We start from the raw sequence: 25714 nt of genomic DNA, 5'->3' as shown, positions 1-25714 counted from the left end.
CAGGCCCCGCAGCGGAGAGTGCGCAGCCTCTCCTCCAATTCGGTGTAGGCCGTCAGGTATCAGCGTCTTCATCCGGCAAGAGCATCAACTCGCTTCGGATGCCTGGACGGGTCATCATGTCCGCGACAGTCGGCAAACTTTGCGACATTGCATCAAGGAGATCAGCCTCTAACGCCCGCATCTGTGGGATGTCGATTTCAGGCGGATTCGGATTGTCCGAGCGACCTAACGTGTTCAATAACTGAAGGACTTCCCAGTCTCGGAGAACATGGATCTGAGCTGCGTTATCGCGCCAAGCACCTAGGATAATTCGGGTAACCGAGTGGTCCTGGCCAGTAACCTGATCCTCAACTGAGGCGATAAGCAAGGGAGCGGGCAATCGCGTGCAGGTCGCCAGGGCCGATTGGAGGTTTTCCCCTTCCTTGAGCGCTCGATCGAAAAGCGTGTGCCCCACACCGACAAGACGGACTGGGCCTTCGCCATTGCCTAAGCGAGCATTGCGATCGAACAGCAGCCCCTTGTACCGATCCTGCATGGCGTAGTCTTCGTCGGCCCATTTCTCCGGCGTCAGAACGTCTAGACCATCGTCCCTCCGGAAAACGCGCCGCCCCTTCGATTCCATCACCATCGAGAAGAATCGTTCGAGATCCGGGAGATCAACCTGCGGAAGATTTCTTCCAACTTGGGCAAAGTCGAAGCGAGTGACATTGCCAAGCATGGTCTTGACCTTATCGACTAGGTCTTCTCCGCCAATCGTAGCAGATTCCCGGTCGAACCACCGATCGAGGCTTTCTCGCGGCTGGGTCTGGCCTGCAGCAAAAATCTTCTCAAAAGCGCTTGGACCAGTCATGCCAATGACGAGCTGGCTGATGTCTTCTCGCTCATCCATTGCCTCGTCCAAAGTGCGCTGGATTCGCTCGAGCTTGGCGTTCAGGAGGTCCCAAATGCGCGCCTCCACCGTGTCTGGGTTCCTCAGAATGAATACTTGAACCGGCCTTGTCTGACCGTAGCGCGACAGGCGGCCGACACGCTGATGAAGCCGCATGGGATTCCATGGCATGTCGACATGGATAAGCGTCGCGCAGCGATCCTGAAGATCGATCCCTTCGCCCGCTGCCTCGGTTGAAACCAGAAAGCGGATCGTGCCTTGGTTGAAAGCTTCCGCTGCCGCATCGCGCGACCAACTTTTCGGGCCCCGCGAACCGTCCGCCTTGGTGACTTCGTCCAAGCGTTCATCACCGTTGATGAATCCGCAGCAACCGTGACCAAATCGAGCATGCAGGGCATCAACGACGAGAGCCTGGGTTGCTTTGTATTCGGTGAAGAGCAGCACTGGCTCGCCGGTGGGCAAATCGCTCGCGATGAGATCAACTAGTCGCTCGATCTTCCGCTCTTGCTGAATGGGTGCAGCCAACGCAAGCAGCTCATCCAGGCGAGCGATCTCGCCCTCCATCAGTTCGGCGAGCATCTTGCCCCACGCCTCTTCGTCAGCCCGCGCGCGATCGTCCAATGTCTCGTCGTCATCACCCTCCGTTATGGACACAGAAGGCGTACGTGCCTGTTCAGCAACATCTGCGAGCTTGGCGCGGCGTTTGGTCAAGGCGCTTCGGATCGCAGCAATAGAACTCGCCGCAAGCTTCTGCAGCGCAATTAGCAAGAGCATTCTTGCCGACTGTGCCCGACCATCGAGGGTCGATGCATATGCTCGCCCATCAATGATGAAGGCACTCAGCGTTTCATAGAATGCGCTTTCCGCAGCGCTAAAGGCGTACTCCCTTGTTTGCACTGTGACCGGCGTGAAAAGGCGGTTGCCTTTGAGATCGGTGACGGTCGCCTTGTTATTGCGGATCATCACATCCGGCAGCTTGGCCAGTTGCTCGTCGATGTCGTGCTCAGGTCCGAACTGATCCGGATCGAGGAGGCTCAGCAATGACAGAAAGCCGAAGTCCTTGCCCCGATGTGGCGTGCCCGTGAACAGAAGAAGAGAACGGATTCTGTGCCGTTCCTCCAGCGCGCGAAGGAGCTGAAAGGAAAGGGTCTCTCCCGTGCGTTCATCCGCGTGCAAATGATGCGCCTCATCGACCACGACCGCGTCCCAAGGATCGGCCGCAAGAAACCGGCTGCCTTCAGCCCGTCCGTCGGCGACTTCCCGGCGCAGCGTGTGGACCGACGCGACCACCATGTTTGCCGTATCCCAGAAATCCACAGCAGGTGTATCTACGGAGCGATCGTAGACCTGCAGGCGGATATCAAACATCTGCCGCAGGCGTTTCTGCCATTGGGGCACTAGCTTTGCTGGTGCCAATACCAGCAGGCGGCGAATTTGCGCCCGAGCAACCAGAGGCATGAGCACCAGACCGGCTTCGATCGTTTTGCCCAACCCCACGTCATCGGCTACCAACCAGCGGAACGGGAAAGTTCGATTAACCTTGTGACAAACCCAGAGTTGATGCGGGAGCAGCTGGACGCGTGATCGAGAAAACACCCCCCACTGATCGTTAACGGACCGGATTGCCATGGCGCTGGCACGCATCAAAGTCTCGGCACTGTCGTCAAAAGTCCCGGTCGACAGCGCTTGATCTAGCGACCGAGCAAGCGTGAGTTCTGTGCGAAGAACCTGCTGGATCGTCGCGCCGAAACGCGCAACAACGAATTCTCCTGCATCGGCAATAACTTGGCCCACGCCGTGGCGTGGGTGAGTGACTCTTGCGTCAGCGCCTAGTGCTTCAGGCATCGTCATCTTCTGCATCGTCCCAATTGTTGCCTGGCCATTCGTCGACGTCTGCATCGTGAAGGATCGACACGAGGTCATCGCGGTGCTTGGCAAGTGTGATCACATGCAATGGCAAATCACCATCGCCATCGAAATGAGCAGCATCACCAATGCGACGCTCTACCGCTCCATACAGGGCGCGTCCCTCGTCGATGCCACGCTCAAACTGGCCCATGCCGAGCGTGTAAGCGAGACGGCGGACGCGTTCCGCCGCACTCCAGCCATAAGGCATGATCTGCTCGAATTGCGCCTGAGAATAGATACCTTTGCGGCCCAATTCGCGCACAAGCCAGTTGGCGCCAATGCCAAGCGATCTTGCTAGAGGGGCTGCTTCAATGCCCATACGAGCGGCGACGTGAGAGAATGCCGGTCGCAAATGTCCGCGCAGGCTCACGTCACCCTCTTGGGCGATCACCGCAGGCAATTTGCGGAACAGTCTCTGGTAGCTTTCGAGATGCCGCGCGATCATGCATAGATCAGGAAGGCATCTGCGCCACATCAGGTAGTTTTCATCGGCATCTGGATCGCTCCAGGCTCGGAGGCGCTCGACAAAAGGCCTCAGCTCCTCGTCACAAGGGTCGATTGTCGCGAGTTCGTGCCACCAGCCATCTTGGATTGCCTTGGTAACAAACTGCCGGGATTGAGCCGGCTTAATCCTCCCCAGTGTCTGGAAGGTTGCGAGGGAAAGCATGGTAAACCAGGCGGGCTTATCTCCATCAGCGAGGGCTGCTGACGAAAAATCTTCAGGATACACGGTTCGATCATAGGCAGCCCGCAAATCCCCATGATTGTCGCGCCACCACTGCGCGATCCTTGAGAGCGCCTCCGCAGCGTCAGGTTGCCAGGGACTGATTGGATCGACCGGTGTTGAAGGGAGGCCGAATGAATACCCTAGTTTGGCGAGCAACCGGTTCTTCTCGTCTTGCCTCAGCCCGGCCAGCAGAGGGGAGTTGGCGAGTTCGTCGACATTGGGTAGCCACTTTGCCGCGCTCGCTAATAGTGCGACGGTCCGATCATCCGCACCGACCAGATAACGAATGAAGGCTTGCTGGCGTGCGGCGCTGTCACCGGCAGTCTCAGCCCATTTGGCGACGGGTAGCTGACCTGCCTGTTCACGGGCGAAGGCGGCGAGCTCAAAGGCGGCGCCTACGTACTCTGATGAAAGGCGGCCCGAAGGAGGAGCGAATGCAGCCCTGCCTTGTTCATCGTTGTCGCCCAGCGGAAACGCTAGAAGACGGATCTGCTGCCAACTTCCATCTTCGGCGAGCCAGAGCCGCTCACGCAGTAACTTGCGGAATTCTGATTGTTCCTCACCGGTCATCGCCTGCGAAACTGCTTCCTCGCAAAGACAGGAAATGCGTCCCGCCAGCCCAGGATCTATGCCCTCGGCTCCAGCAAGGTTTTCGGCCAAGGTCACGACATCCAGTCGCTGACCCGAAGGCAGCCCAACAGATTTCAGAAGCTGTCCTGTTTCCTCGGTGACAACTGCATTCTTGAATTCCACTTCGGCGAGCAAATTCGAGATCGCAGCTTGAGCATCGCGATCGGCAAGGGCTCCCGACAAGCGCCATTTGACATCAGCCGCGCGCGTTGCACCGCCGAAAGCCAGCGGCACCACGGGGCGCTCCGCCCATAGCCTCGCAAGCCCTTGGCCTGACTTGTGTAGTGACTGTTCGGACCCCTGGCTTGCCAGATCTTGTGCAAAAAGCTGCACTAGCTTCCGCCAAAAATCCTCCCGTCCTTCCGGATCGAGACCTGTCGCTCGTGCGAAACTTGACCAGTCAGCAAGACAATGGTCGTAAAAAGCGATGAGCCGTGGCCCAAGAGCAATGCCAAGCCGGGCAAATCGGCTATCCTTCTCATCGGCCGTGCCAGACAATTGGGTACGCCCCGGGTCAACCGGAAAGCGGCCTTCCAGAAGCCAGGCCCCCCGGCGACGTTCCCCAACGAGCGGGACAAGGTGCCAAAACTGCGGCACATCATGCGGAAACGAGTAGGGCCCATTACGTCCGAAGGGCAGAAAGAGCCGGAAATCGCTCCCTAAATCGAAGCGCAATACGTGGCGAGTAGCATCGATTGTCAGCCAGCTGACGCCATCGACAAGAGGATGCTCCTCATGTCGGAACACGGTCTCACCGTCTGGAGCCACCACCTCGATGGATGCTTCCTGACCGAGCGCCGCCAAAAACGGAGCCGCATCCCGAAACGCTTCCCATGCGTCTAGCGCATCTTCTGATCGGCCCGGAGCAACCGGAAGTTCGATGAGAGTCGCTTTGCGCCCCCTGTCATGGAATGGGGTGACCGTCCTGCTTCCCCCTGCCCAATCTGAAGGGATCATGCCTCCCAAGATCCGGATAGCTATGCCTCCGCTGGCGAGGCGAACTTCGTCGGTGAGCATATGCACGGTCTTGAATCCAAGGCCGAAGCGACCGGTTACCCGATCTCCATCTTTGGCAGAGTGATTGATGGCGAGCATATTCGAAAGGTCCCGTCGGTGCCCTTCATCCTCTGCCTTGCGTGGATCAGTCCCTGGTTGATTGATGGGGCGCCCCCAATGGATCACTCGCAAGCAAGTGATCACTTGATCGTCATTGTAGATCGCTTCTACCCGGAAGCGTCCGATACCGTGCCATTGCGCTTGGGCATCGACAGCATTCTGGTACAGTTCGAAAACCACGCGATGGGGAGCATAGCCCATCTCGTCGATCTTCTGGCGGGTGGCTTCGAGAAGCTCCCTCGCCCCGTCGTCCGACTGCGCGGCTGCCCAAAGTGCGTTGCGCGCCTTGTCCCGGTCGCGTGGTGCGTCGCGATGATAATCATTCAATGCCGCGCGCATTACGGGCCCGGTCTTGATGCCGGCCAGGCGATCATGAAGCACCTCCTGCAACTCTTCACAGGTGTCTTCGAGCGTGCGCTGATCGCTTGTAAAATAGCTGTCCAAGAGCTCCGACAATGCCGCCTTGTGACGTTCGAAGCCTAGCATCAGAGCCGGCGCCAGTTTTTTGACGAACTGATCCAACAACAGCCGCGCCTCGGCTTCATCGGATGGCGATACCGGTCCGATCACGAGGTCATAGACGTGTCGATAGCCATATTCGTCGCGCTCAATTCCTCTCTGAATACAATCCAGCAGCAGCGCATCGTCTTTGCCAGACAGTGGAACTGTGCAGTCCGTTCCAGCAGCTGACCGCACCGTGACCTGCCCATGTTCCGGCAGCTCGACTGCAAAACGCAGTTCAGCAAGCCGGTCCAAATTTGCGTTAGTCAAGCCACGGTGTTCGTCGGCCAAACTGTCAAGATCATCGCAAATGCGGTGGAATGATCGCTGCCCTTCCCATCTGGCTGCGAGCGACTGGATCCTGTCATCACGACCAAGCATCGCCAGAGCTAGCAGAATCCCATCATGCACATCGTACTGGCTGACTGGAGTGAAGGCGCGCTCGACACTCTCGAGCCAGTCCACCTTCGCAGACTTGCTTGCTGGAATGGTGCCTGTCTTTTGATCGTCGGGCTGTTCCAGTTTGCCCGCATAATCGTGTGCGAGGAGCGCCGCAGGGTCGATACCTGCTGCTCCTAGCGCAACCCTGTCTGCCCTGCTGAAACCACCTGCTTCGGTCGGCACAAGGAGATCGGGAGGCAGATAGCTGGACGCATGCGTCAAAGCACGCAGATTTCGGGCGAATGTTGAGCGGTAAAGGCGCCGTGCTGCTTCAGCATTCGTACCGAGCCCGCTCAGTGCAGCCATTGCATTCATTTGAGCAACGGTGTCGGCAAGAGAGGGCGCGATCAAAACCTCAGCCATTCCCGCAATGACCTCATCGGTCACGCCGTCGCGAAGAGCCGCAGAGATCAGAGGCCACGCTTCTGCGTCAAGGCCAACATTCGAGGCCGCCAGCTTCGCTAGCTCATCTAGGTGCTCGACGACATCGAGGCAAAGGCCGGTGGCTCCGTGGTCAGCGGCAAGGCGGGCGGCAAAGAGAAATGACTTGGATCGATCGGGCCTTAGCCTCGCCAAGTGCCGCTGCACACTTTCTTCGCGAAGGGAGCCGGGAAGCATGCTGGCGAACAGAAGTCCGCCTTGGTCGATAATTAGCTCCTCGAGCGCATGTTCAGCATCCAGAGGCAGGTCGAGGACTTTGGTCGGTGTCCAAGCATTCCCGCCTGCAGCAATCCAGGCGATCTCCTGAAGCTTTTCTATCAGATCGTCAGGCAGTTGTTGCTCGATTTTGCTCAATGCTACAGCAATTTCCGAGGTAAACTGATGGGGGTTTGGCGCGGACAATGCTGTGCGGATCGCGGCTTCAGGCCCCCACCGCCCGATAAGCCTGTTTTGAACCGCCGCTGCTAATGGATCGCCCCAAAGCTCGACCAGACGGGTAAATGGCAACAGCGCAGGTGCAACATCCGAAACACGACCGCTGAACAGATCAGTGGCCGGAAGAAGGGGTTCATTCTGGTCGGATCGGTGCAAGGGCAGCGACTTCAAAATATCGTCATCGATCCCTGACTTGAGCAATGCCATAGCCTTGGAGTCGTCCATCGGCGGCATGGTGCCGGCACACTGCGCATCGCGAAGCCATGCGCCTAATTCGGCAAGATCGATCCGTCGCAGGTCGATGTGATCGCGCAATGCCCTTTTCAATTCCGCCGCAGTCGCGGACGATACGAGGCGATCTTCCCTGTCCTGCAACAGCGCCAGTACCAGATCATCGAGTATCCCACCGAGCTCATCGAGCTCAATCAGATTGACGTGCGAAGGCAAAGCCTGATCTCGCGCAACAAGGCGCCGCAACTCCTCGCGTGGAGCATCGGCACCGAGCAGTTCAGCAAGCTCGCCACACTTGCCTGGATCCCCGAAGCGATCAACCTGTCGCAAGACTGCCAGGAGGCAATCGGCCTTCTTGGCCGAGGCCAAATCCCCCAACCCGCCATCTTTCAATGTAACCCGGTAAATCGGGGGTGACAGGACTGCGCCAGCGAGCACGACCAGCTCCCGATTTGGTGCCGCATCGAACAGCAAACCCTTTCGCTTCAATCCCGCGATGGCGCCCAAAGATAGCCGCACTTCCTCTTCGGCTTGCATCATGCGCGCCGGAATGACCTGCAATTCGCTACCCCGACGATCCGCCGCCAATGCGTCGAGCGATGGACCGTTTCTCAAGAGATGCGATATCAGCGTCGAGGCTTCCTGCGCTACGGTTCCTCGAGATGACAAAAAGGGTTCGGCGGCGGTCAACAGTTCGATTGTTTCGTTCAGCCCCAATTGCCGGGACATCGCCCCACCCTGCTCCGACCACGCAGCTTTAACCGGAATGCTACCTCCAGCGGCAGCCAAGGCTTTTAGGAGCTCACGATTTTCTACGCTCGGCGGAAGAACAAAGATGCGATCCTGCGGGAGGCGTCGGACAAGCGGCCTTAGCTTGTCAGCAGTAGCGAAACTTTGCTCGACCATGGCGATGGCGCTGCGGCAAGTTTCGACCAACGCCATCCGTGTTGCTTCGCCGGGCTGCGCGCCCTCGAGCACCGTCGCCAGCGTTTCGGCGATCTGCCCTTTTTGGAAGGCAGCGGGCCCGGCAAGGCGCACCAGGTCAGCAAGCTGCGCATCAGGCCAGTGTGGATCAGCATCAGCCAAGACCGTGCCGAATGCCAAAACGATGCCATTTTCGCTGCACCACTCCTCGAGTCTAGGAAAAGCGGCCTTAAGGCGGGCAATCGAGGTTGCATCGCCTCTCGTCACCGGACGCAGTGAGTCACCGGCGCAAACCCGCCAGCTTTCCGCCTTGTCGCCCGTCCAGCATCGGGCAAGAGCCCTGCCCTGGCAGGATTCCACACGGTGCTCATTCCACCATCGCGTACGCTGTAATGCTCGGATCAGCGCATGACGCTCTGCATCGCTGGGTAAGCTGGGCAAGATATCTGCAATCGCATCGAGCAGCAGCGGCAGCGCCGCCTCGCGGCGGAGCGCCTGGTTCCAACGGGTTTCGATATGATCGTCTTCACGCAGTTTTCGCCGGTCACTCGACACGAAGAAATAGCCGTGCACGAGCAGATCGACATTGTCCGTTCCGCGTTCGAGTGGTTCGGAAAACAGAGGGTCACCCAGCGGCAAGTAAACGGCAGAACGCAACCGCAAGTGGCCCATACCTTCACGGGCGGCAGATCGGCACAAGATAACTGCACCATGCGGATTTGCCTTGGGCGGAATGAGCTTACCGTGGATGTCGAACACCTTGTCCCATCCGTCGGCCGTCAACAGTTGCGCAGCTTGTCCATCATGCTTCCATTGCTGGCGTCCGCTGAACGAGAGCTCGAAGCCCGCTCCCTCGACGTTACCGTCAATACTCGGGGCCCCGCTCTCCACACCCGGGCCAGATAAGCGCCGGGCACCGCTACGCAGGGAGATCCGGCGCACCTCGCCCGCGACTGGTATGATCTCCACGCTCTCCAGATTGCGGAGACAGCACAATGTGGCGGCCAATTCCTCACCATCGAGGATATCTGAGATCGCACCGTCGGGGTACCAGTTCGTATCTGACAGGCACAGCGCGGGCCCGGGACGCAGATGTGGGGTGCGCAGCGGCAGGAACAGCGCCATGCCCCGCTCCATGCCGAGCGCCGCAGCCTTATCGAGTAGCATCTTCGCTTCGGTGGCAGAAAGCTGCGGCCAGTCGCGATGTGCCGCATCGGCTTCAGCAACCTGTTCCCATGGGTTCATGATCAGCGTTTGTGGTCGGCCTTTGCGATCCTCCACCCGACCAAGCGCAATGAATGCGTCGCACAGATGATAGACTGATTTTTGCCCAAGACCGAACCGCCCTACTGCCGACCGTTCATCCGCTTTGCTCCCGCCGCTGGCGCGGGTGATCGCATCCATATGCCGGGCAAGGACGGGACCATCATTTGCGATAATCAGCCCAGGGGTTCGCATCAGCGGGTTGGTCGCTTCATCGAACCCAGCGTGACCGGCCACGACCATCCGGCGAGCACCCGCGTCTTCGGCGTTCTGGAGCAGCTCCTTGAAGATCGTGAAGCCCGAGGCATACCCCTCCCGCAAAATCTGCTGCAGGCGAAGAATGTCGCTTTCCGCTGAATGCACTAACCCGCTAGATCTGATCTCCATCTCCGTTGGATAAGATCCGAGTACGTCAGAACCGGTCGCATCCCCCTCAGTCACACGCCCCCCTTCAGCAGCTCAATCCGATTTTCGCCGTGAACTACTGACATTAACGTGCGCATAATACGTTAAAAGCAACGAAGTTTGTCCCAAGGAATTAAATGCTCAGCGGGATGGCTTACAATGACCTTAGCAGGCGACTGCGAATTTGCCATCGACGAGGTCTCGGATTGCTTGCAGGGCGGACTGGCCCGAGAAGCGCGCGGTGCCGGTGACCGAGCGGTATCCAGCATGGATTTGGGCGCCCCAGCCGGAACCGAAACCGTTTGTGACCTTGGGGAGCACACCCGAGGGGCGGATTTCCCGCGCGGAAATGTTGTAGGTAGAGGGGATCCTCGCGATGGTCAGGAATGCGGCATAGGCCGCCAACGTTGTATCCTTTAGACTGCCTCGTCGCTTGGGCGAAAGAGACGGGCCTCACTAAGGTCGACAATGACGACGGCATTCCGTGGTGTGGACTGTTCATGGCCGTGGTCGCCAAACGCGCCGGCAAGCCGGTCGTGGAAGGTCCGCTCTGGCGCGCAACTGGGCGACGTTCGGGAAAGCCGCTGATCGGGCCCAGCTCGGCGACATCTTGGTGTTCCGTCGTGCACAGGGTTCCGGCCATGTCGGCTCTATGTTGGCGAGGACTACGGCGCATTCCACGTGCTCGGCGGCAACCAGTCCGACGGGGGCACTATCACCCGGATCGCCCGGGAACGCTGCGTCGCCATTCGCCGGCCGGCCTATCGCAAGGCGCCTGCGACCGTGAAGCCGGTCCAGCTCGCTGCCAGCGGCATCCCGTCCGTCGACGAGGCCTGATCTGCTGTCAATGGGCACCGAAGTTTCCGCAGATGTGGGCGGTTAAAATTCCCTATGTTGGTGGTTGCGATGTTTCGGTGATCAGCCGTGAGCTGGATCTTGATTTCCCTTCATTGGCGGGCGGCCTCGACGCTTCGGCGTGGGCGGATTGAACGAGGCGGCGCTGCGCAGGTTTTCGGGGATGAGCGCAGCGTGCTCCCGCATGCGGTAGCTTGAGCCCTCGATCTGGATGACGACGGCATGGTGGAGGAGCCTGTCGAGCAGCGCGGTCGCGACGACGGGATCTCCGAAGACCTCGCCCCATTCGGCGAAGCCGCGATTGGATGTCAGGATCATGGCACCCTTTTCGTAGCGGGCGTTGACGAGCTGGAAGAACAGGTTCGCGCCGCCCGGCGTGACGGGCAGGTATCCGATCTCGTCGACGACCAGCAGCGACGCCCGGTGAGGAAGCGGATCTTCTCCCTGAGCGTGCCTTCACGTTCGGCCTTGGCAAGCTGGGCGATCAGATCGGCGAGCGGGATAAAATAGACCGCTTTGCCAGCACGGACAGCCTCGACCGCAAGCGCCGTGGCAATGTGGCTCTTTCCGGTGCCGGGCGGCCCCAGCAGATGGACGACCTCGGCGCGTTCGATGAAGTCGAGGCCGGCCAGCGCCAGGATGCGGTTCTTGTCGAGCGAGGGCTGGAACGAGAAGTCGTAGCCGGCGAGCGTCTTGACCACGGGCAGCCGGGCCATGCGCAGGGCAGCCTTGATCCGCCGGTTCTCGCGCAGCGACAGTTCTTCGCCCAAGAGCTCGTCGAGCGCCTCGATGCCGTCGATCTGGCCCTGCTCGATGCGCCGCAGGGTCGCGTCGAGGATCTCGAGCGCGCGCGGCATCTTGAGGTTCACCGTGCTCCGGCGGATCGAGTCCACGCGCGAGGATGGAGCCGTCCCGTTCATGGCCGTCCCTCCATCGCAAGGCTCGCGCCGATGGCTTCGTACACCGCCAGCGATCGCAGCGGCACATGATCGCCGATCCGGCCGATCATCATGGTCGGCCGATCCGGCGTGCGCGGATGCGGCCGTCCGGTGCGATGGCGCCGGTCGATACGATATTGCCGGCGCCCTTCGAGCACAGGGTGCTCGGCAACAACGATGCCGCGATCGATGATGCGGACCAGGTCCGGCAGCTGTTCGACCTCCACGATCCGGCGGGTCCGGTCGGGCACGCTGTAAAAATTGCCGCCAACCGATACGAAGCCGTCATGGGTAACCCGCCGCTCAAGCTTCAGAACAGCGTTGAAGCGGTGATCGGGCAGGCGTTGCAGTTCCCCCTGCTCCTCGGCGAAGGCCTCCGCGACCACGCGCTGCGTCGTGCCGTGCACCCGAACGTTGGCGACGGTGTCGAGCCAGGCGATGAGCTGGGCGTTGAGGTCCTCCATATTGCGGAAGGATCGGCCCAGGAAGAAGTCCTCGCGGATATAGCGGAACGGCCGCTCGACTTTTCCTTTCGTTTTAGCACGATAGGGGCGGCACGCCCGGGCTGGAAGCGGTAGTGCTTCGCCAGCGCCAGCAGCGAGGGATTGTAGATGATATGGCCCTGATCGTCCTCGCCGGTCACCGCCGTCTTCATCCGGTCGTAGAGGATTTCGATCGGCACGCCGTCCAGCAACTCGAAGGCCTGCATATGGCAACGCAGCAGCGTCTGCAGATCCTGGTGCAGCACATAGCGGGCGAAGAGGAACCGCGAGTAGCCGAGAACCAGGCTGAACAGCCAGACGATGCGCACCGCTCCCGGCTCGTCGGTAAATTCGACAACGAACCGCGCGAAGTCGACCTGGCCCTGCACGCCCGCCTTCGTCTCGAAGCGGACCTCATAGGGCTTGGGATCATGCTCGGGACGGATCGCCGCCAGATAGCGCTTCACCGCCGTATAGGCACCAGCATAGCCCATCTCCCTGATCTCGCGGGTCAGCCGCGATGCCGTCAACTCGGGGAACGCCGTCACACGCTCACGCAGGAACTCCATATAGGGCGCGATCTTGCACGGCCGCCCCACCTTGCGCGGGCCATACGCCGGCACCTCCACGCCGCGCTCGATATATTTGCGAACGGTCTTGGGGTCGCGCCCCGTCCGGCGCGCAATCGCCGTTACCGACAGCCCCTGCCGGTGTAGCTCCAATATCATCATGGCTTCTCCAAGTCGGATCATCAGCGCCGCCTCCTCCGGGAGGTCATCGCGCCGATTTTGGCGTTCCCCAATGAGCCGGGGTTAACCCCGGCTCATTGGGGAACCTCGTCCAACAATCAGGGAATTTTCAAAGCCCACTTTTGCGGAGAATTACACGCCCTCTGACATCTGCCAAGATCATTACCGACCTGTCCGCCAGCTGTGCCAGCGGGCTTTTTGTGGAGAAACGACATGGAAGAACTGAAACCCTGGTGGGCGTCCAAGGCCATCTGGACAGGCGTCATCGGCAGCCTATGGTGCGTTGCCGCGGCGCTCGAAATCCTACCCGAGGGGCTGACGCAGGCTGACGTCCTGACCGTGGTTCTGGCGCTGACCGGCATTGCCAGCGTGGTGTTCCGGAAGACGGCGAAGGCTCGAATTGAATGATCCCACGCGGCGGCAGAATTCCATTGCCTGCTCTGCTGAAAAAATAACAGGCACTGATGGGGGCTCATAATACTTAAAGATCGAAATCATTCATCTTATTAGCGCAGATCTTATTTGCAATCAGATCGCAAAATATTTCGTTATTTTGTCATGCTGCAAAAATTTCCAATAAATATGTCACATCGCCCTGGTCATGCTTGAATCGCTTGCGCAAAATGAGTGCGTTTCCTAAAACCCGGAACATGGGCGGTGAGGAAGACATTCTGCAGGTTATGGGAGAGGCGCTCTATGGGCGCCAATGGCAGACGCCGCTTTCCCGCGATCTTCAAATCACCGATCGCACTATCAGGAACTGGGCAGCGGGCGTCGGGCGCCCTGTCGACTTGGCAGACCGCATCCTGCCATTGTTGCGGGCTCGCCAGAAGCAGCTCCAACATGTCATTGCGCTCGCCGAGCGCCTTCAGAACAGGTAATTGCATGGCCTCGACGACGATCTTCGACAGCTGCCAGCCTCGGCATGATATCCTCAACGGCACGATGTCGGAAGCTGAGTTTGCGGCCCGTCTTGGTCCAGTGCTTTCGGGCCAAGGGCCTGCTGACTATGTTGATGCACGCCTTTTCTTCGCCAACACTTACCCGACTGCGGGATTGAAGGAACTCCTTGGGCAAGTTCTCGGGCGCCTCTCTGGACTTGGATCTTCCTCAGCGGTGTTCCGGCTCGACACCAGCTTCGGCGGCGGCAAGACGCATGGCCTAATCGCGCTAATCCACGGTGCACGCGAGGGCGCGTTGGTGCCGAACATGGGCGAATTCGTGTCGCTGCCGTCGATGCCGACTGGCGCGTCTGTAGCCGCGTTTGATGGAGAGGCATCGGATCCCTCCAACGGGCGCACAATGGGTGACGACATCCGAGCGTTCACGCCCTGGGGCGAAATTGCCTACCAAATCGGGGGCGCGGCTGGATACGAGATCGTTCGCAAATCCGATGAGATGCGGCGCGCTCCAGGAGCCGACACGCTGGCCGAAGTGTTCGGTGATCGCACCGTTCTCGTGGTCCTCGACGAACTCGGTGAGTATCTACGGAAGTGCCCCGACGCGCATGGTCGCGACCAAATCTCCGCGTTCCTGAAGGCCTTATTCGCGGCCGTCGAAAGCCGCCCGCGTGCAGCCGTGGTATTCACCTTGGCAGTGCGTTCTGATGGAAAAGCTACTGATGCATTCGCTCGCGAAAACGAAGAAATTTCGCGGATTGTCAGCGAACTCGAGAGCGTCTCAGGCCGCAAGGCGACCATCCTCAACCCGACCAGCGACGATGAAACAGCGGCGGTATTGAAGCGTCGCCTGTTCGAACGCGTCGATGTATCGCAGTCCACGATCGACGAATATTGCCACTTGTGGACGCAGTACCGCGACCGCATTGACGCCGGCCACCAAGGTGCCGAAGCCCGCACCGCGCTGGAAGCGAGCTATCCGTTCCACCCCGACCTATTAGACACACTGACGGGCAAGACTGCCACGCTGGCGGACTTCCAACGCGTTCGCGGCATGCTGCGCATCCTGGCTAAGACCGTAGCCAATGTCTGGGCGAAGCGCCCCAAGGACGCGGCGCTGATTCATACTCATCATGTCGATCTTGGCGATGAGGGTATCCGTCGCGAGTTCACCACGCGCCTTAACCAGAGCGCCTACGATTCCGCGATCCTCAATGACATTGACGGCAAGGCTGGACGTGCCGCTCTAGCAGCCGGCATCGACGCGGATAGGTTTAATGGCCTGCTCCCCTATGCCAGCTATGTCGCGCGTACGATCTTCATCCACACAATGGCTTACAACAACGAGCTACGTGGCCTCACGCCCGCGCACCTGCGCTACTCCGTCTTGTCGCCAAGCGCGGATCTTAGCTTCGTGGCTGACGCAGAGGCGGCATTCATCCAGGGTTCGGCATATCTTGATGACCGCCCAGGTGTACCCCTCCGGTTCAACGCGGAGGCGAACCTTACCCAGATCATCGCGCGCGAAGAGCGTGGCGTTGATATCGAAGCGATGCGGGTTGAGACCGACAGCCGGATCAAGGAAATCTTTGGTGGCAACGGATCGTTCGAGGCAATCCCCTTCCCAGCAGGCGCATTCGATGTCCCCGACGACATTGGCGACGGAAAGCCACGGCTTGCCATCATTCATCACCAAGCTCTCAGCATCGGCAATGTCGTAGATGAGGTGCCGGAACTGATTTCGACGATCTACCAACGCAAGGGCCAAGACGGTGCCGGTTTGCGCCAACTGCGCAATAACGTCGTTTTCCTTGTCGCGGACGAACGACACGTGCATCACCTGACAGCGACCGTTTCCCGACACCTTGCGCTACAGGAATTGAAGCGACCGGATCGCTTAAGCGAACTTGCCGACCATCAGAAAGCGCAGGTTATCGAACTGACTCAGCGCTCTCAGACTGACATCGCCGTCGCCATTCAGCAATGCTATCGACACCTGTTCTATCCCTCGCGCACAGCGCTTGGCGGGGGCAGCGTCTCGCTCGATCTTGCAACGATCGACCAGCATTCGGCATCGGAGCGTCCTGGTTCCGGCCAGACGCAGATTGTCCGCCAGCTAACCGAAATCGGCAAACTGCGCACACCCGAGGACCAGCCCGATCTGCCCCAGTTCGTGCGCGACCGTACCCCGCTTAAGCGCACCGGCCAGATGACAGCCGCGGACCTGCGCGCCGAATTCCGCCGCGATCCGTCGCTGCCGATGCATGTCGGCGACGATCCGTTCAAGAAGCTCGTCATCAAAGGCATTAACGACGGCATCTTCGTCTATCAGCGTGAAGGCCTGACCGCAGGCAAGGGTGACCCCGTACCGTCCATCGTCATTGATGGAAGTTCGATCATTTCGACTGCCGACTATGCCCGCGACCACGGCATTTTCCCCCGGCCAATCAAGTCTTCGGAGTCCACTGAACCCGCCACTGGGGATCCAGCCGATCCCGGCCTCGGTCAGGGCGGCCACGGCGAGGCACCCTCGACCGGGGGCGAAAACGCTGCCACCGGCGTGACGAGGCCGTTTGCGGGGCAACCCGGTGCCAGCACAGTCGCGCCTGTTTCCACGGCCCAAACTTTCTCGGGCGAGGGCGTGCTCAAGGATGCACTTTCTACCGTTTTCCAGCGCGCGCGTGCAGCCAAAATCGAGAAGGTTTCACGCCTTGCGCTGACTCCTTTCGAGGTCGGGCACTTTTTCACGCTTCTCAATGTCGTTGAGAGTGTACCGGGCGCCACGAAGACGGCGAAAGCGACAATCGAGTTCGAGACAGCAGCCAAATCGATCATTACGATGACGATCGAAGGCGCGATCAGTGATGCGAAACAGACCCGCGAATATGTGGAGCCACAGCTGCGGGCCGCGACTGAAAAGAACGTGTCCGCCACAATCCAGCTCGACTTTGCTGACGGCCTCGCGCTGGGCGGGGACGAGCCGGACAAGATCATAGAACGTCTGACGAAGTTCGGTGCGTCCGCCGCCTTCGTCGAAGTCACTGCAGAGGCATGAGAGAATGGCATCCAGATCAGCAAGGGCCGAGGGCGTGACGCTCCCCACAATCGAACCATCGTACGAGGTTCGGGCGCGTCGGATCGCCGGCAACGAACTGCAGGTCGAGATCTGGCAATTGCCGTCGCCAGCATCACCCCACATTCACGTTCCTATCCGTGTTGCAGGCCTGGCCGGCCGAAATCTTGAGATCAATCAGATCCGCATTCTGAAGAAGCTAAAGGAGGCTGGCATCCGACTCGAGGTAATGCCGGTTGATGGACTGCGCACAGCGATCCGCGAAGATGCAGCGCTGCGGCTGGCGCTCCTGTTCCGCGTGCTCGCCCCGATGCGTTCGCGTGCAGCGATGGTCGCGGTGGCTGAAGGCGTCGAAGCAATGGCTCGGCAGGAGGCTGCCTACTGGCTCGGCATGGCCGTCCACCGCAAGAATCCGCGACGTGTGCTGACTGCCCTCCGCATACTTCTTACTTCATCTCAGAATTGATATTTATGAACAAGCGATTGATCGAGCGTTATATTCCTATCGCAGCTATTAGCGAGGAAAGTGTCAGGGAGCGCCGGTCTATGACAGCGCTACCGCCAATCTATTATTTGCATGTTTGGTGGGCGCGGCGTCCACTGGTTGCATCGCGAGCCGCTATTTTGGCTTCGCTATTGCCTGAAGATACAGAGGACGGGGCCTTTCTTCACGCTCTTGGAATCCACGGTGATCCAGTCGCGGCGAAGCGTAGAATCGACATGGCTGACCGCAGGGGAGAGCGCGTTGGTCCCAATGCTTACGGCTATCCTCGCGCATTCGGATACAATCCAACCCAAGAGGAAATGGAAAAAATCCTCCCCGGCGCGAAGAATTTGGTAGTTCTCGATCCTACGGCTGGCGGGGGCGCTATACCTTTTGAATCATTTCGACTTGGTTTTAAAACACACGCGAATGACCTCAATCCAGTTGCATCAATAATTGAGAAGGCAACTGTTGATTTCCCAGCGCGATTTGGCGAAATTTTGCCAGACGATATTACGGATATTGGTCGTGAGTTTACCAGGAGACTTCGCGAGCGGATTGCTACTTTCTTTCCTGCTGAAAAGTCCTCGAACTGCAGATCGGACGGCTACCTCTGGGCGCGGACAGTTGTCTGCCCCTATTGCAGCGGGGTCATTCCACTCTCACCCAATTGGCGCCTAACACCTAACGGTACCGGGGTGCGCCTAAAGCCATTGGTCAGCAAAGGAGCTGGCAGTGCCGGGAGAGTTTGCGAATTTGAGATCGTACATTCAGCGGAGCAGCAGTCGGTTGGTACCGTTTCCGGTGGCGATGCCTTGTGTCCGTTTCCTGATTGTGGGCGTGCTGTCGATGGCGATGAGATCAAGAGGCAAGCTCAGGCCCAGGGAATGGGAGATCAACTTTTCGCTGTGGTGTTAAAGCGCCGTGTAGACGCGTTGACAAAGGGCGGAAGGGCAACCCAAGCATGGGTTCGAGAATATCGAGCTCCAACGCCCGATGACGATATTTCTCAGATTGTTTCGACTCATCTTGATGAAAAAATGGATGAGTGGAGCGCCCGAGATATCATTCCCAGCGAGTTTATCGATCAAATATCCAATTATGACCGTGGCCACCGCATGTACGGAATGAATAAATGGATTGATCTTTTCTCAGATCGCCAATTGATCATGCATGGTTACTGCAGTGAAATTTACAGAGAAATGATCGATGAGGATATTACCTTAGGAAACCTTTCTGAAGTTAGAAAGGCCTCTTTCGTTTATATTGCTTTTGCGCTGGATAAGTTGCGCGATTACAATTCTCGTATGACGAGATGGATAGTTCAACGCGAAGTCATGGCAAACACATTCGACAGTCATAACTTCGCCGTTAAATGGTCGTATTGTGAAATGGCGCCAATGGTGGATGGTTTGGGCCCCGATTGGGCCATCCGCCAGATGTCGAAATGTGTCAAAGAACTGACAGCGCTGGTGGGCATCAGCAAACAAGAGTCTTTGCTCGATGGCGTTCAGCCAAAGGGTGAAATTTTGATAACGAACGGATCAGGTTCAGACCTGAATTCAATCGGGAGCAATTCGGTCGACGCAATCGTGATGGATCCGCCGTACGGCGCGAACGTTATGTATGCAGAATTATCAGACTTTTTTTATGTTTGGCTGAAGCGAACTGCTGGCTTGGTGGAGCCCAACCTCTTTACGAGAGTTTCTGCCGATAAAGCCTCTGAAGCAGTTGCCAACAAAGCTTTATTCAAAGGGCTGGCAAACCCAGGCATACTCGCAAATAGCGACTACCAGCAGAAAATGGCCGCAATATTTACAGAATGCCGACGCGTGCTGAAGAGAGATGGTATCATGACCGTCATGTTCACGCACAAGGACACGGGCGCTTGGGATGCGCTGGCCATGTCACTAATGGACGCAGGTTTTGTCATTACTGCGTCTTGGCCGGTGAACACCGAGGCGTCTGGATCGCTGCACATCAAGGACAAGGCTGCCGCCAATTCAACCATTTTCCTAGTTTGCCGCCCCCGTGAGGAGGCGCATGGCGATACGATGTACTGGGAGGATGTTGAGCCAGAAGTGGCTAAGGCCGTCCGCTCGCGGGTTGGCGAATTTCAGGCGGCGGGCATTCAGGGCGTCGACCTCTATCTCGCCAGCTTTGGACCGGCACTTGAGGCGTTTTCACGTCACTGGCCACTTACTCGTGGCACCCCTGCTCCGGAGCCAAAGAAGAAGCGGCGCAGTCAAGGTGACCTGTTCGAAGAGTTCGATCCTTATGCCGTGCGTCCGGAAGATGCACTCAACGCTGCGCGACGCGAGGTGAAAGCGTGGCGACTTGCCCAGCTTGCCTCAACCAAGGCCCAGGCCGACATGGACGGGCCAACAGCATTTTACGTGCTGGCCTGGGACGCCTTTAAGGCGGTCAGTTTCCCCTATGATGAAGCCTTGCGCCTTGCCCGCGCCGTCGGCGTCGATCTGGAAACACAGGTCATCGGTAGGCTGGCTGAGAAAAAGGCAGCTGAGATCAAGCTGTGGGACTCTGCCACCCGCATTGCCAAGGGCGCGATTGGAGCAGCAGACGGCTCACGCGGGATGATCGACGCGCTCCATCACGCTGCCCACGTGATGCGGACGCGCGGCGCAGAAGCGGCACAGGAAATGCTGAAGGATGCTGGCGTCGCGCAGGAGGACGAATTCAAGGTGGCGCTTGAGGCCCTGCTGGAGGTTCTCCCGCCATCCAAGACGTTCTCCGGCATTGACGCCGACAAGGCCGTGAAACCAGCAGCAGACGACTTCGACGCGCTCGAGAAGCTGCGCCGCATCGCCTATGAAGGCGAGATCGGTGAACCTCAGCAGCTGGAACTCTACCGCGAGCTGATTGCGGCCGAGTAGGATGCTACTGCAAGACCGCACCTGGAAGCTGAAATACAGCCGCGAGGACGGCGATTTGGTGTCGCGGTTCTGGATTCCGGCCCTGTCCTCCGCGATCCGCTATGACCGGACGACCGGATACTTCCGGGCGGGCAGCTTGGCGCTTGCCGCACGCGGAATCGAGCATCTCGCCCTGAACAACGGCAAGATGCGCCTGCTGGTCGGATGCACCCTGGACGATAACGAAGTCGAGGCAATCGAACGCGGCATGGCTATGGCAGACGTGGTCGCTGCCAAGACGGACCTCAGCTTGCCTGATACGGTTTCGGCTAGTGAGCGGGAAGCGCTTGAACTGCTCGCCTGGCTCGTCGCGCGCGGAATGCTCGAGGTGCGTGTTGCACTTCCCTGCAATCCAGTCACACGCGAGCCAGTGAGCGGCAGCGCGATCTTCCACGAGAAAACCGGGATCATTGAGGACAAAGTGGGCGACCGCATCGCCTTCACTGGATCAATCAACGAGACGGTCCAGGGGTGGATGAACAACGGCGAGACTTTCACCGTCTTCAAGTCGTGGACACCCGCTGTTGAATACGTCGACGAAGAGGATCGCTCCTTTGCGACCTACTGGGCTGACCGGGCCGACCGTATCCGGACATACGACGTGCCAACGGCAGTGCGACTTGACCTGTTGAAATTCCTTCCATCAGACGACCAGCTGCCTACACGCCTTCGAGAGAAGCCCCAGCCAGAACCTATTATCCAGTCAGCGCCCGAGGCGCCGGTCATCCCTGCGCAAGATTGGGATCAGATGCGCAGCGATCTGTGGCACCGGGTGCGGACCGCCGCTCGCGACACCGACGGAGGCATTTGGGTTGGCGAGGCAACCTCGCCAGTCGAAGCATGGCCGCATCAGCGCCGCGCATTTCTTCGCATGTACGGCGAGCGCACGGATCACATACCCCGACTTCTCATTGCGGACGAAGTTGGCCTCGGCAAGACTGTTCAGGCCGGCCTGCTAATCCGCCAGACATGGTTGGCGGGACGCCTGCGGCGCGGGATGATCCTAGCACCGGCAAACGTTTGCAGTCAGTGGCAGGCCGAAATGCGCGAGAAATTCGCGCTGGACTGGCCGATCTACGACGGAAGGTGCTTCCGCCGTTACGATCCTGCCACGCAGTCGATCGTCGACACGACGGTAACAAGGGATGCCTGGTCCTCTGAACCGTTCGTCATCATGTCGAGCCATCTGGCACGGCGCCGTGACCGGCGGCCGGAGTTGCTCGAGGCCGAACCCTATGATCTGGTGATCGTAGACGAGGCTCACCACGCCCGCCAGAAGCGCACTAGCGGCCGGGTCGATCCTAATATGCTGATGCGCCTATTACGGGACCTTCGTAACCGCACATCTGGCCTGATCCTCCTCTCTGCCACGCCGCTCCAGACACACGCGATGGAACTGTACGACCTCCTGTCGCTGCTCGGCCTTCCGCCCGAGTGGGACGCCGTCGCATATGAGCGCTATTTCGAGGCACTTGCCGCCCCCCATTTCTCGGTCGAGAAGATGGAAGACTGTGCGGGGCTATACCGGGCCACCGAGGCATTCTTCGGTGAGCTCCCGGCAGAGCGCGCAGCCCGGAGCGGTGGAACTGCCGGGCAACCACTTTCCACCATCCGCACTCGCAGGATTCTGGGCGCACTACGCGGCGCCGCTTCGATCCCACGCCGACAGTTGAACGGGGAAGATCGTGCGGCTGCCGTCCGTATCATGAAGCGATGGACCCCCGTGGCGGCGCTAATGTCGCGCCATACTCGCTCGCTGCTCCGCCGCTATCAGGCCGAAGGCAAGCTCCATACCCGCATCGCCGTCCGCGACGTGCAAGACCGCTTCATCAACATGCTGCCAGCCGAGCGCGATATTTACGAGAGAGTGGAGGACTTCATCCGGTCGGCCTATCAGAACGCCGACCAGGCAAAGCGGACCGCAATTGGCTTCGTCCTGACGATATATCGCAAGCGCCTATCATCAAGCTTTGCGGCTCTGACTCGTAGTCTTCAGGGGCGGCTGGACCGTCAGGTAGACGATGACCAGTTTGACCTGGAGGAAAGCGGCGAAGAGGTCGATGCGGACGAGGTCAAGGGCAATGAAGACATTGCCCGTCGGTTGCTGGAGAGCACCGCGATCCGCGACATCCTCGCTGACCTGGAAACCCTGCCCATCGATACCAAGGCGCAAGCGCTTAGGGACGAACTCACGCGGCTAGCTGCCGAAGGCTACCAGCAGACGATGGTTTTTACCGGCTACACTGACACAATGGATGGCCTGCGGGGCTGGCTCGCAGACCAAACCGGGCGCGAGGTTATCTGCTTTTCGGGCCGTGGAGGTGAGATACGACTTCCCGACGGGTCGTGGAAGCTGGTGTCACGTGCGGAGATCAAGAAGCGCTTCCGCGAAGGTCGTGGCGATATTCTGCTATGCACCGACGCCGCCGCTGAAGGTCTGAACTTCCAGTTTTGTGGATCGCTAATCAATTACGACATGCCATGGAATCCAATGCGCGTGGAGCAACGAATTGGTCGTATCGACCGCCTGGGACAGAAGTTCGAGAGCATCAAGATCGTCAACCTACACTATCACGATACAGTCGAAACTGAGGTTTACCTCGCGCTATCAGGTCGCATTAGAGCGGTTTTCGATCAGTCTGGATCATAGCCGCACGAGCTGAAGTAGTTGGCACATTCGGCGGGCTGGAAGATGTCGACGAGCCTGCCGATGAGGCCCCACAGGCCGCTAACGGTGCGCTCGCCTGCTTTTCGGAGCATGGCCTTGAGGCGGGAAAAGGCCTTCTCGATCGGGTTGAAGTCGGGACTATAGGGCGGCAGGAAGCGCAACGTTGCCCCTGCCGCCTCGATCCGCTCACGGACCGCAGGTCGCTTGTGGCTCGAGAGATTGTCCATGATGACGATGTCCCCAGGCCGCAGTTCCGGCACGAGAACCTGCGCAACATAGGCTTCGAACCAGTCCCCGTTGATCGGGCCGTCCAGCACCATCGGCGCGACCATGCCGCTCATGCGGAGGCCCGCGACGAGCGTGGTGGTCTTGCGATGGCCATGCGGGTATCCCATCCGCAACCGCTCGCCTCTAGCGCAACGGCCGTGGCTGCGGGTCATGTTGGTGGCGGTCCACGTCTCGTCGATGAACACTAGGCGTTCCGGCTCCAGATCGACCTGGTTCTCGAACCAGTCGTGGCGCTGCCTCAGGACGTCGGGGCGGTCTTGCTCGATGGCATGCCCAGTCTTTTTGCGCGTCATGCCCCGCCGCGCGAAGAAGCGGTGCAGTCCGGCAACTGACACTGTCAGGCCCGCTTCGGACAAGGCAATGCGCAGCTCTTCGAGCGAGATGTCCTTGCGCGCCTCCCACAAGGCCAGAATGTCGACCGCCCGCTCCTCCACTCGGCGGGATCGCATGTCGCCGCCTTGCGGCTTGGGAGCGAAGCTGCCGGTTTCCAGACGCTGCGCCTGCCAGCGAATGGCTGTCGATGGCGCAACCCCAAAGCGCGCCGCCGCTCCTCGGCAACTCAGCCCGCCATCAATCGCCGCCAGAAGCCGCGTGCGCAAATCCATCGACAGAGCGTGACCCATCCATGCCGGCCTCCTTCACCAGCACAGATTCTGAATCACAAATCAGACCAGAGGGAAATCCCTCAGCGATTCAAAACGGTCGAAAACCGCTCTAAACTGTTCGAGGACATGGTAGGTGGGCTCCAGCCGATCCTATCGGCTATCAGCCGGGAGATCGGGTCACTTGCTCTTGCCGGCGCACATGTCGACGTCGATGCAATGGTCGCCTCGACGATCAGCTCGATTGACGTCCCAAAGGTCGACATCGACGATGTCGACGATCTCGGCGAGATGCCTGAGATGGGACGCCCAGCGCTCTCACTCGAGGACTTGAAGGCAATCGTCGAACAACCGCGCCTCCTGCCAAACGGTTATGAGTTGCAGCGCCTCGATGGCGATGACTTTGCAGTTGAGGAGCCAATTTCCCGACATCGGCGCCGCGCCACGCTGTCGCGCGAATTCTACTCAAACCACTTCGATCACACAGACTTTTGGACGCCCGGTAGCGCCTCGTTCCCGGTCGAAGGCTGGCCAGAGCAACCTCTGGCATGAACTATGTGCCACGGTTTGGATTTGCCGACTCTTAGGTGATTTTGGCAAAATGGTGAGCCAAAATGGCATGCCCATCATTTAAATGGCTGTGGCTGCGGAGCGAGTTTGTTCGCAGAATCCCTCCCACCGCCACTATCTTATTACTAATCAATTAGATCGCCCTTCTTAGGGATGAAAAATCCCCAGCTTCGGCGAGACGCCGAGACCCACAATCCGCTAATTTACGCCACGAGTTGTGCCGAATGTTCTGACAACGGACAGTCTTCAATCACCCGTTCATCCTACTAACCTCATGCGATCCCATTGGGTTGCGAACGCTATGGCCAGTTCGGCAAATTTCAGCAATTGCTCCGACTTCATTCAGATAACCGCGCAAGCGCTCTTCGGTCCGTCGACGCGGCCGCCTGCCGGACTTCAGATCGGTGACCAGCCTTGGGTCTCCAACCGCCAACCTGCCGAAGGTGCTTGGCGACGTCTGGGTTCGCGCCAGATATTCCTCGATCTGCTCCAGAAGCTCCATGATTCCAGACTCGCTTCGCACTTGCGTTCTTGGTATGTTCTTACTAGGAAGGCTTCCTAGAGTCTAGGATCGATTTTCCTAAACGCCCGCGATAGGACTGGCAGTCATGGACGACGCACGCAGAGCCCTGGACGAACTGATCCAGCAACGAGGCTGCAATTATTCCTCGGTTTCGCGACTGCTCGGGCGCAACGCAGCCTATATCCAGCAGTACATTCGCCGCGGTAGCCCGAGACATCTGGACGAGCAGGATCGCTCGGTGCTCGCCCGCTTTTTCGGGGTGGACGAGAAGGTACTTGGTGCCCCTGCCCGTCGCTCAGGTCCGGTCGTCGAACTGGTCCATGTTCCCGTTCTCAATGTCGAGGCATCGGCTGGCCACGGTGCTCTGGCCGAAATGGAATCCAAATCGGCGCAATTCGGCTTCGATGAGAAGTGGCTGCGTCGGCTGACCGCCAGCAAGGCATCGAGCCTGTCGATCATCGCCGTGCATGGCGACTCGATGGAGCCCACCCTCCACGATGGCGACGAGGTCATGGTCGATCTTGCCGATGGCCAGGCGCGCCTAAGAGACGGCATCTATGTCCTGCGGATGGATGACATGCTGAGCGTCAAGCGGATTGCCCTCGAACCGCAGGGCAAGCGCGCTTCTGTTCTGAGCGACAACCCGGCCTATCCGAGCTGGCGCGGCCTGGAAAAGCGGACGCTCAACATCGTCGGGCGGGTTCTCTGGTTCGGACGGGCGCTGTAAGGAGGTCATCTG

General features: G+C 59.2%; 12 protein-coding genes and 3 pseudogenes. 8 read left to right on the top strand and 7 right to left on the bottom strand.

Features of this window, described 5'->3' with window-relative positions; all coding sequences use genetic code 11:
- Positions 1-52 precede the first annotated feature (52 nt).
- From AC2S9W_RS10455 to AC2S9W_RS10445, 3 genes and pseudogenes are all read right to left on the bottom strand, one after another.
- Positions 53-2749 carry a DEAD/DEAH box helicase gene (locus AC2S9W_RS10455; RefSeq protein ID WP_486570746.1) on the bottom strand — a complete coding sequence of 899 codons (2697 nt, stop codon included), beginning with the start codon at positions 2747-2749 and terminating at the stop codon, positions 53-55.
- Positions 2727-9893, bottom strand: coding sequence for a sacsin N-terminal ATP-binding-like domain-containing protein (locus AC2S9W_RS10450; protein ID WP_486570745.1), 7167 nt, complete (start codon positions 9891-9893; stop codon positions 2727-2729). The genes AC2S9W_RS10455 and AC2S9W_RS10450 overlap by 23 nt, the downstream gene beginning before the upstream one ends.
- A gap of 183 nt (positions 9894-10076) precedes the next feature.
- Positions 10077-10346: pseudogene (locus AC2S9W_RS10445) on the bottom strand (IS66 family transposase); the annotation flags it as partial.
- Between the two features lie 246 nt (positions 10347-10592).
- Here AC2S9W_RS10445 and AC2S9W_RS10440 point away from each other — a divergent pair.
- On the top strand, positions 10593-10748 hold the full coding sequence (locus AC2S9W_RS10440) for a hypothetical protein (RefSeq protein ID WP_486570744.1): 156 nt from the start codon (positions 10593-10595) through the stop codon (positions 10746-10748).
- 81 nt (positions 10749-10829) lie between these two features.
- Here AC2S9W_RS10440 and istB read toward each other — a convergent pair.
- Positions 10830-11686, bottom strand: a pseudogene (gene istB / locus AC2S9W_RS10435) (IS21-like element helper ATPase IstB).
- A pseudogene (gene istA, locus AC2S9W_RS10430) lies at positions 11683-12938 on the bottom strand (IS21 family transposase). Before istA ends, istB begins: the two co-directional pseudogenes overlap by 4 nt.
- A gap of 210 nt (positions 12939-13148) precedes the next feature.
- Between istA and AC2S9W_RS10425 the strand changes: the two are divergent.
- Positions 13149-13343 (top strand): hypothetical protein, encoded by a 195-nt coding sequence (locus AC2S9W_RS10425; protein WP_486570743.1) that lies wholly within the window; start codon positions 13149-13151, stop codon positions 13341-13343.
- Positions 13344-13534: 191 nt separating this feature from the next.
- Here the strand turns inward: AC2S9W_RS10425 and AC2S9W_RS10420 are convergent, their stop codons facing one another.
- Positions 13535-13822: a hypothetical protein gene (locus AC2S9W_RS10420; protein WP_486570742.1), complete on the bottom strand. Its 288-nt coding sequence runs from the start codon at positions 13820-13822 to the stop codon at positions 13535-13537.
- On the opposite strand from AC2S9W_RS10420, the gene AC2S9W_RS10415 reads away from it, so the two are divergent.
- Genes AC2S9W_RS10415 through AC2S9W_RS10400 form a run of 4 tightly spaced genes read left to right on the top strand, consistent with a single transcriptional unit; the run spans position 13821 to position 22974 of the window.
- Positions 13821-16889 carry an ATP-binding protein gene (locus tag AC2S9W_RS10415; protein ID WP_486570741.1) on the top strand — a complete coding sequence of 1023 codons (3069 nt, stop codon included), beginning with the start codon at positions 13821-13823 and terminating at the stop codon, positions 16887-16889. The genes AC2S9W_RS10420 and AC2S9W_RS10415 overlap by 2 nt on opposite strands.
- Positions 16890-16923: 34 nt before the next feature.
- On the top strand, positions 16924-17373 hold the full coding sequence (locus AC2S9W_RS10410; RefSeq protein ID WP_486570740.1) for a DUF7680 family protein: 450 nt from the start codon (positions 16924-16926) through the stop codon (positions 17371-17373).
- A gap of 5 nt (positions 17374-17378) precedes the next feature.
- Complete coding sequence (locus tag AC2S9W_RS10405; protein ID WP_486570739.1) at positions 17379-20285, top strand: DUF1156 domain-containing protein; 2907 nt, start codon at positions 17379-17381, stop codon at positions 20283-20285.
- A 1-nt stretch (position 20286) separates the two neighbouring features.
- Positions 20287-22974: a helicase-related protein gene (locus tag AC2S9W_RS10400; protein ID WP_486570738.1), complete on the top strand. Its 2688-nt coding sequence runs from the start codon at positions 20287-20289 to the stop codon at positions 22972-22974.
- Here AC2S9W_RS10400 and AC2S9W_RS10395 read toward each other — a convergent pair.
- The gene (locus tag AC2S9W_RS10395; RefSeq protein ID WP_486570737.1) at positions 22959-23903 is read right to left on the bottom strand and encodes an IS630 family transposase; all 945 of its coding nucleotides are present in this window, start codon (positions 23901-23903) and stop codon (positions 22959-22961) included. The two genes, AC2S9W_RS10400 and AC2S9W_RS10395, sit on opposite strands and share 16 nt — an antisense overlap.
- Here AC2S9W_RS10395 and AC2S9W_RS10390 point away from each other — a divergent pair.
- Together AC2S9W_RS10390 and AC2S9W_RS10385 are read left to right on the top strand one after the other, a co-directional pair.
- Positions 23895-24434 carry a hypothetical protein gene (locus tag AC2S9W_RS10390; protein ID WP_486570736.1) on the top strand — a complete coding sequence of 180 codons (540 nt, stop codon included), beginning with the start codon at positions 23895-23897 and terminating at the stop codon, positions 24432-24434. The genes AC2S9W_RS10395 and AC2S9W_RS10390 overlap by 9 nt on opposite strands.
- A 626-nt stretch (positions 24435-25060) precedes the next feature.
- Positions 25061-25702, top strand: coding sequence for a S24 family peptidase (locus AC2S9W_RS10385; RefSeq protein WP_031286149.1), 642 nt, complete (start codon positions 25061-25063; stop codon positions 25700-25702).
- Positions 25703-25714 lie beyond the last annotated feature (12 nt).

Source organism: Sphingopyxis sp. 550B (assembly GCF_057401805.1).
Note: the sequence above shows the minus strand (reverse complement) of the source record. Positions and strands in the feature narration are given on the sequence as shown.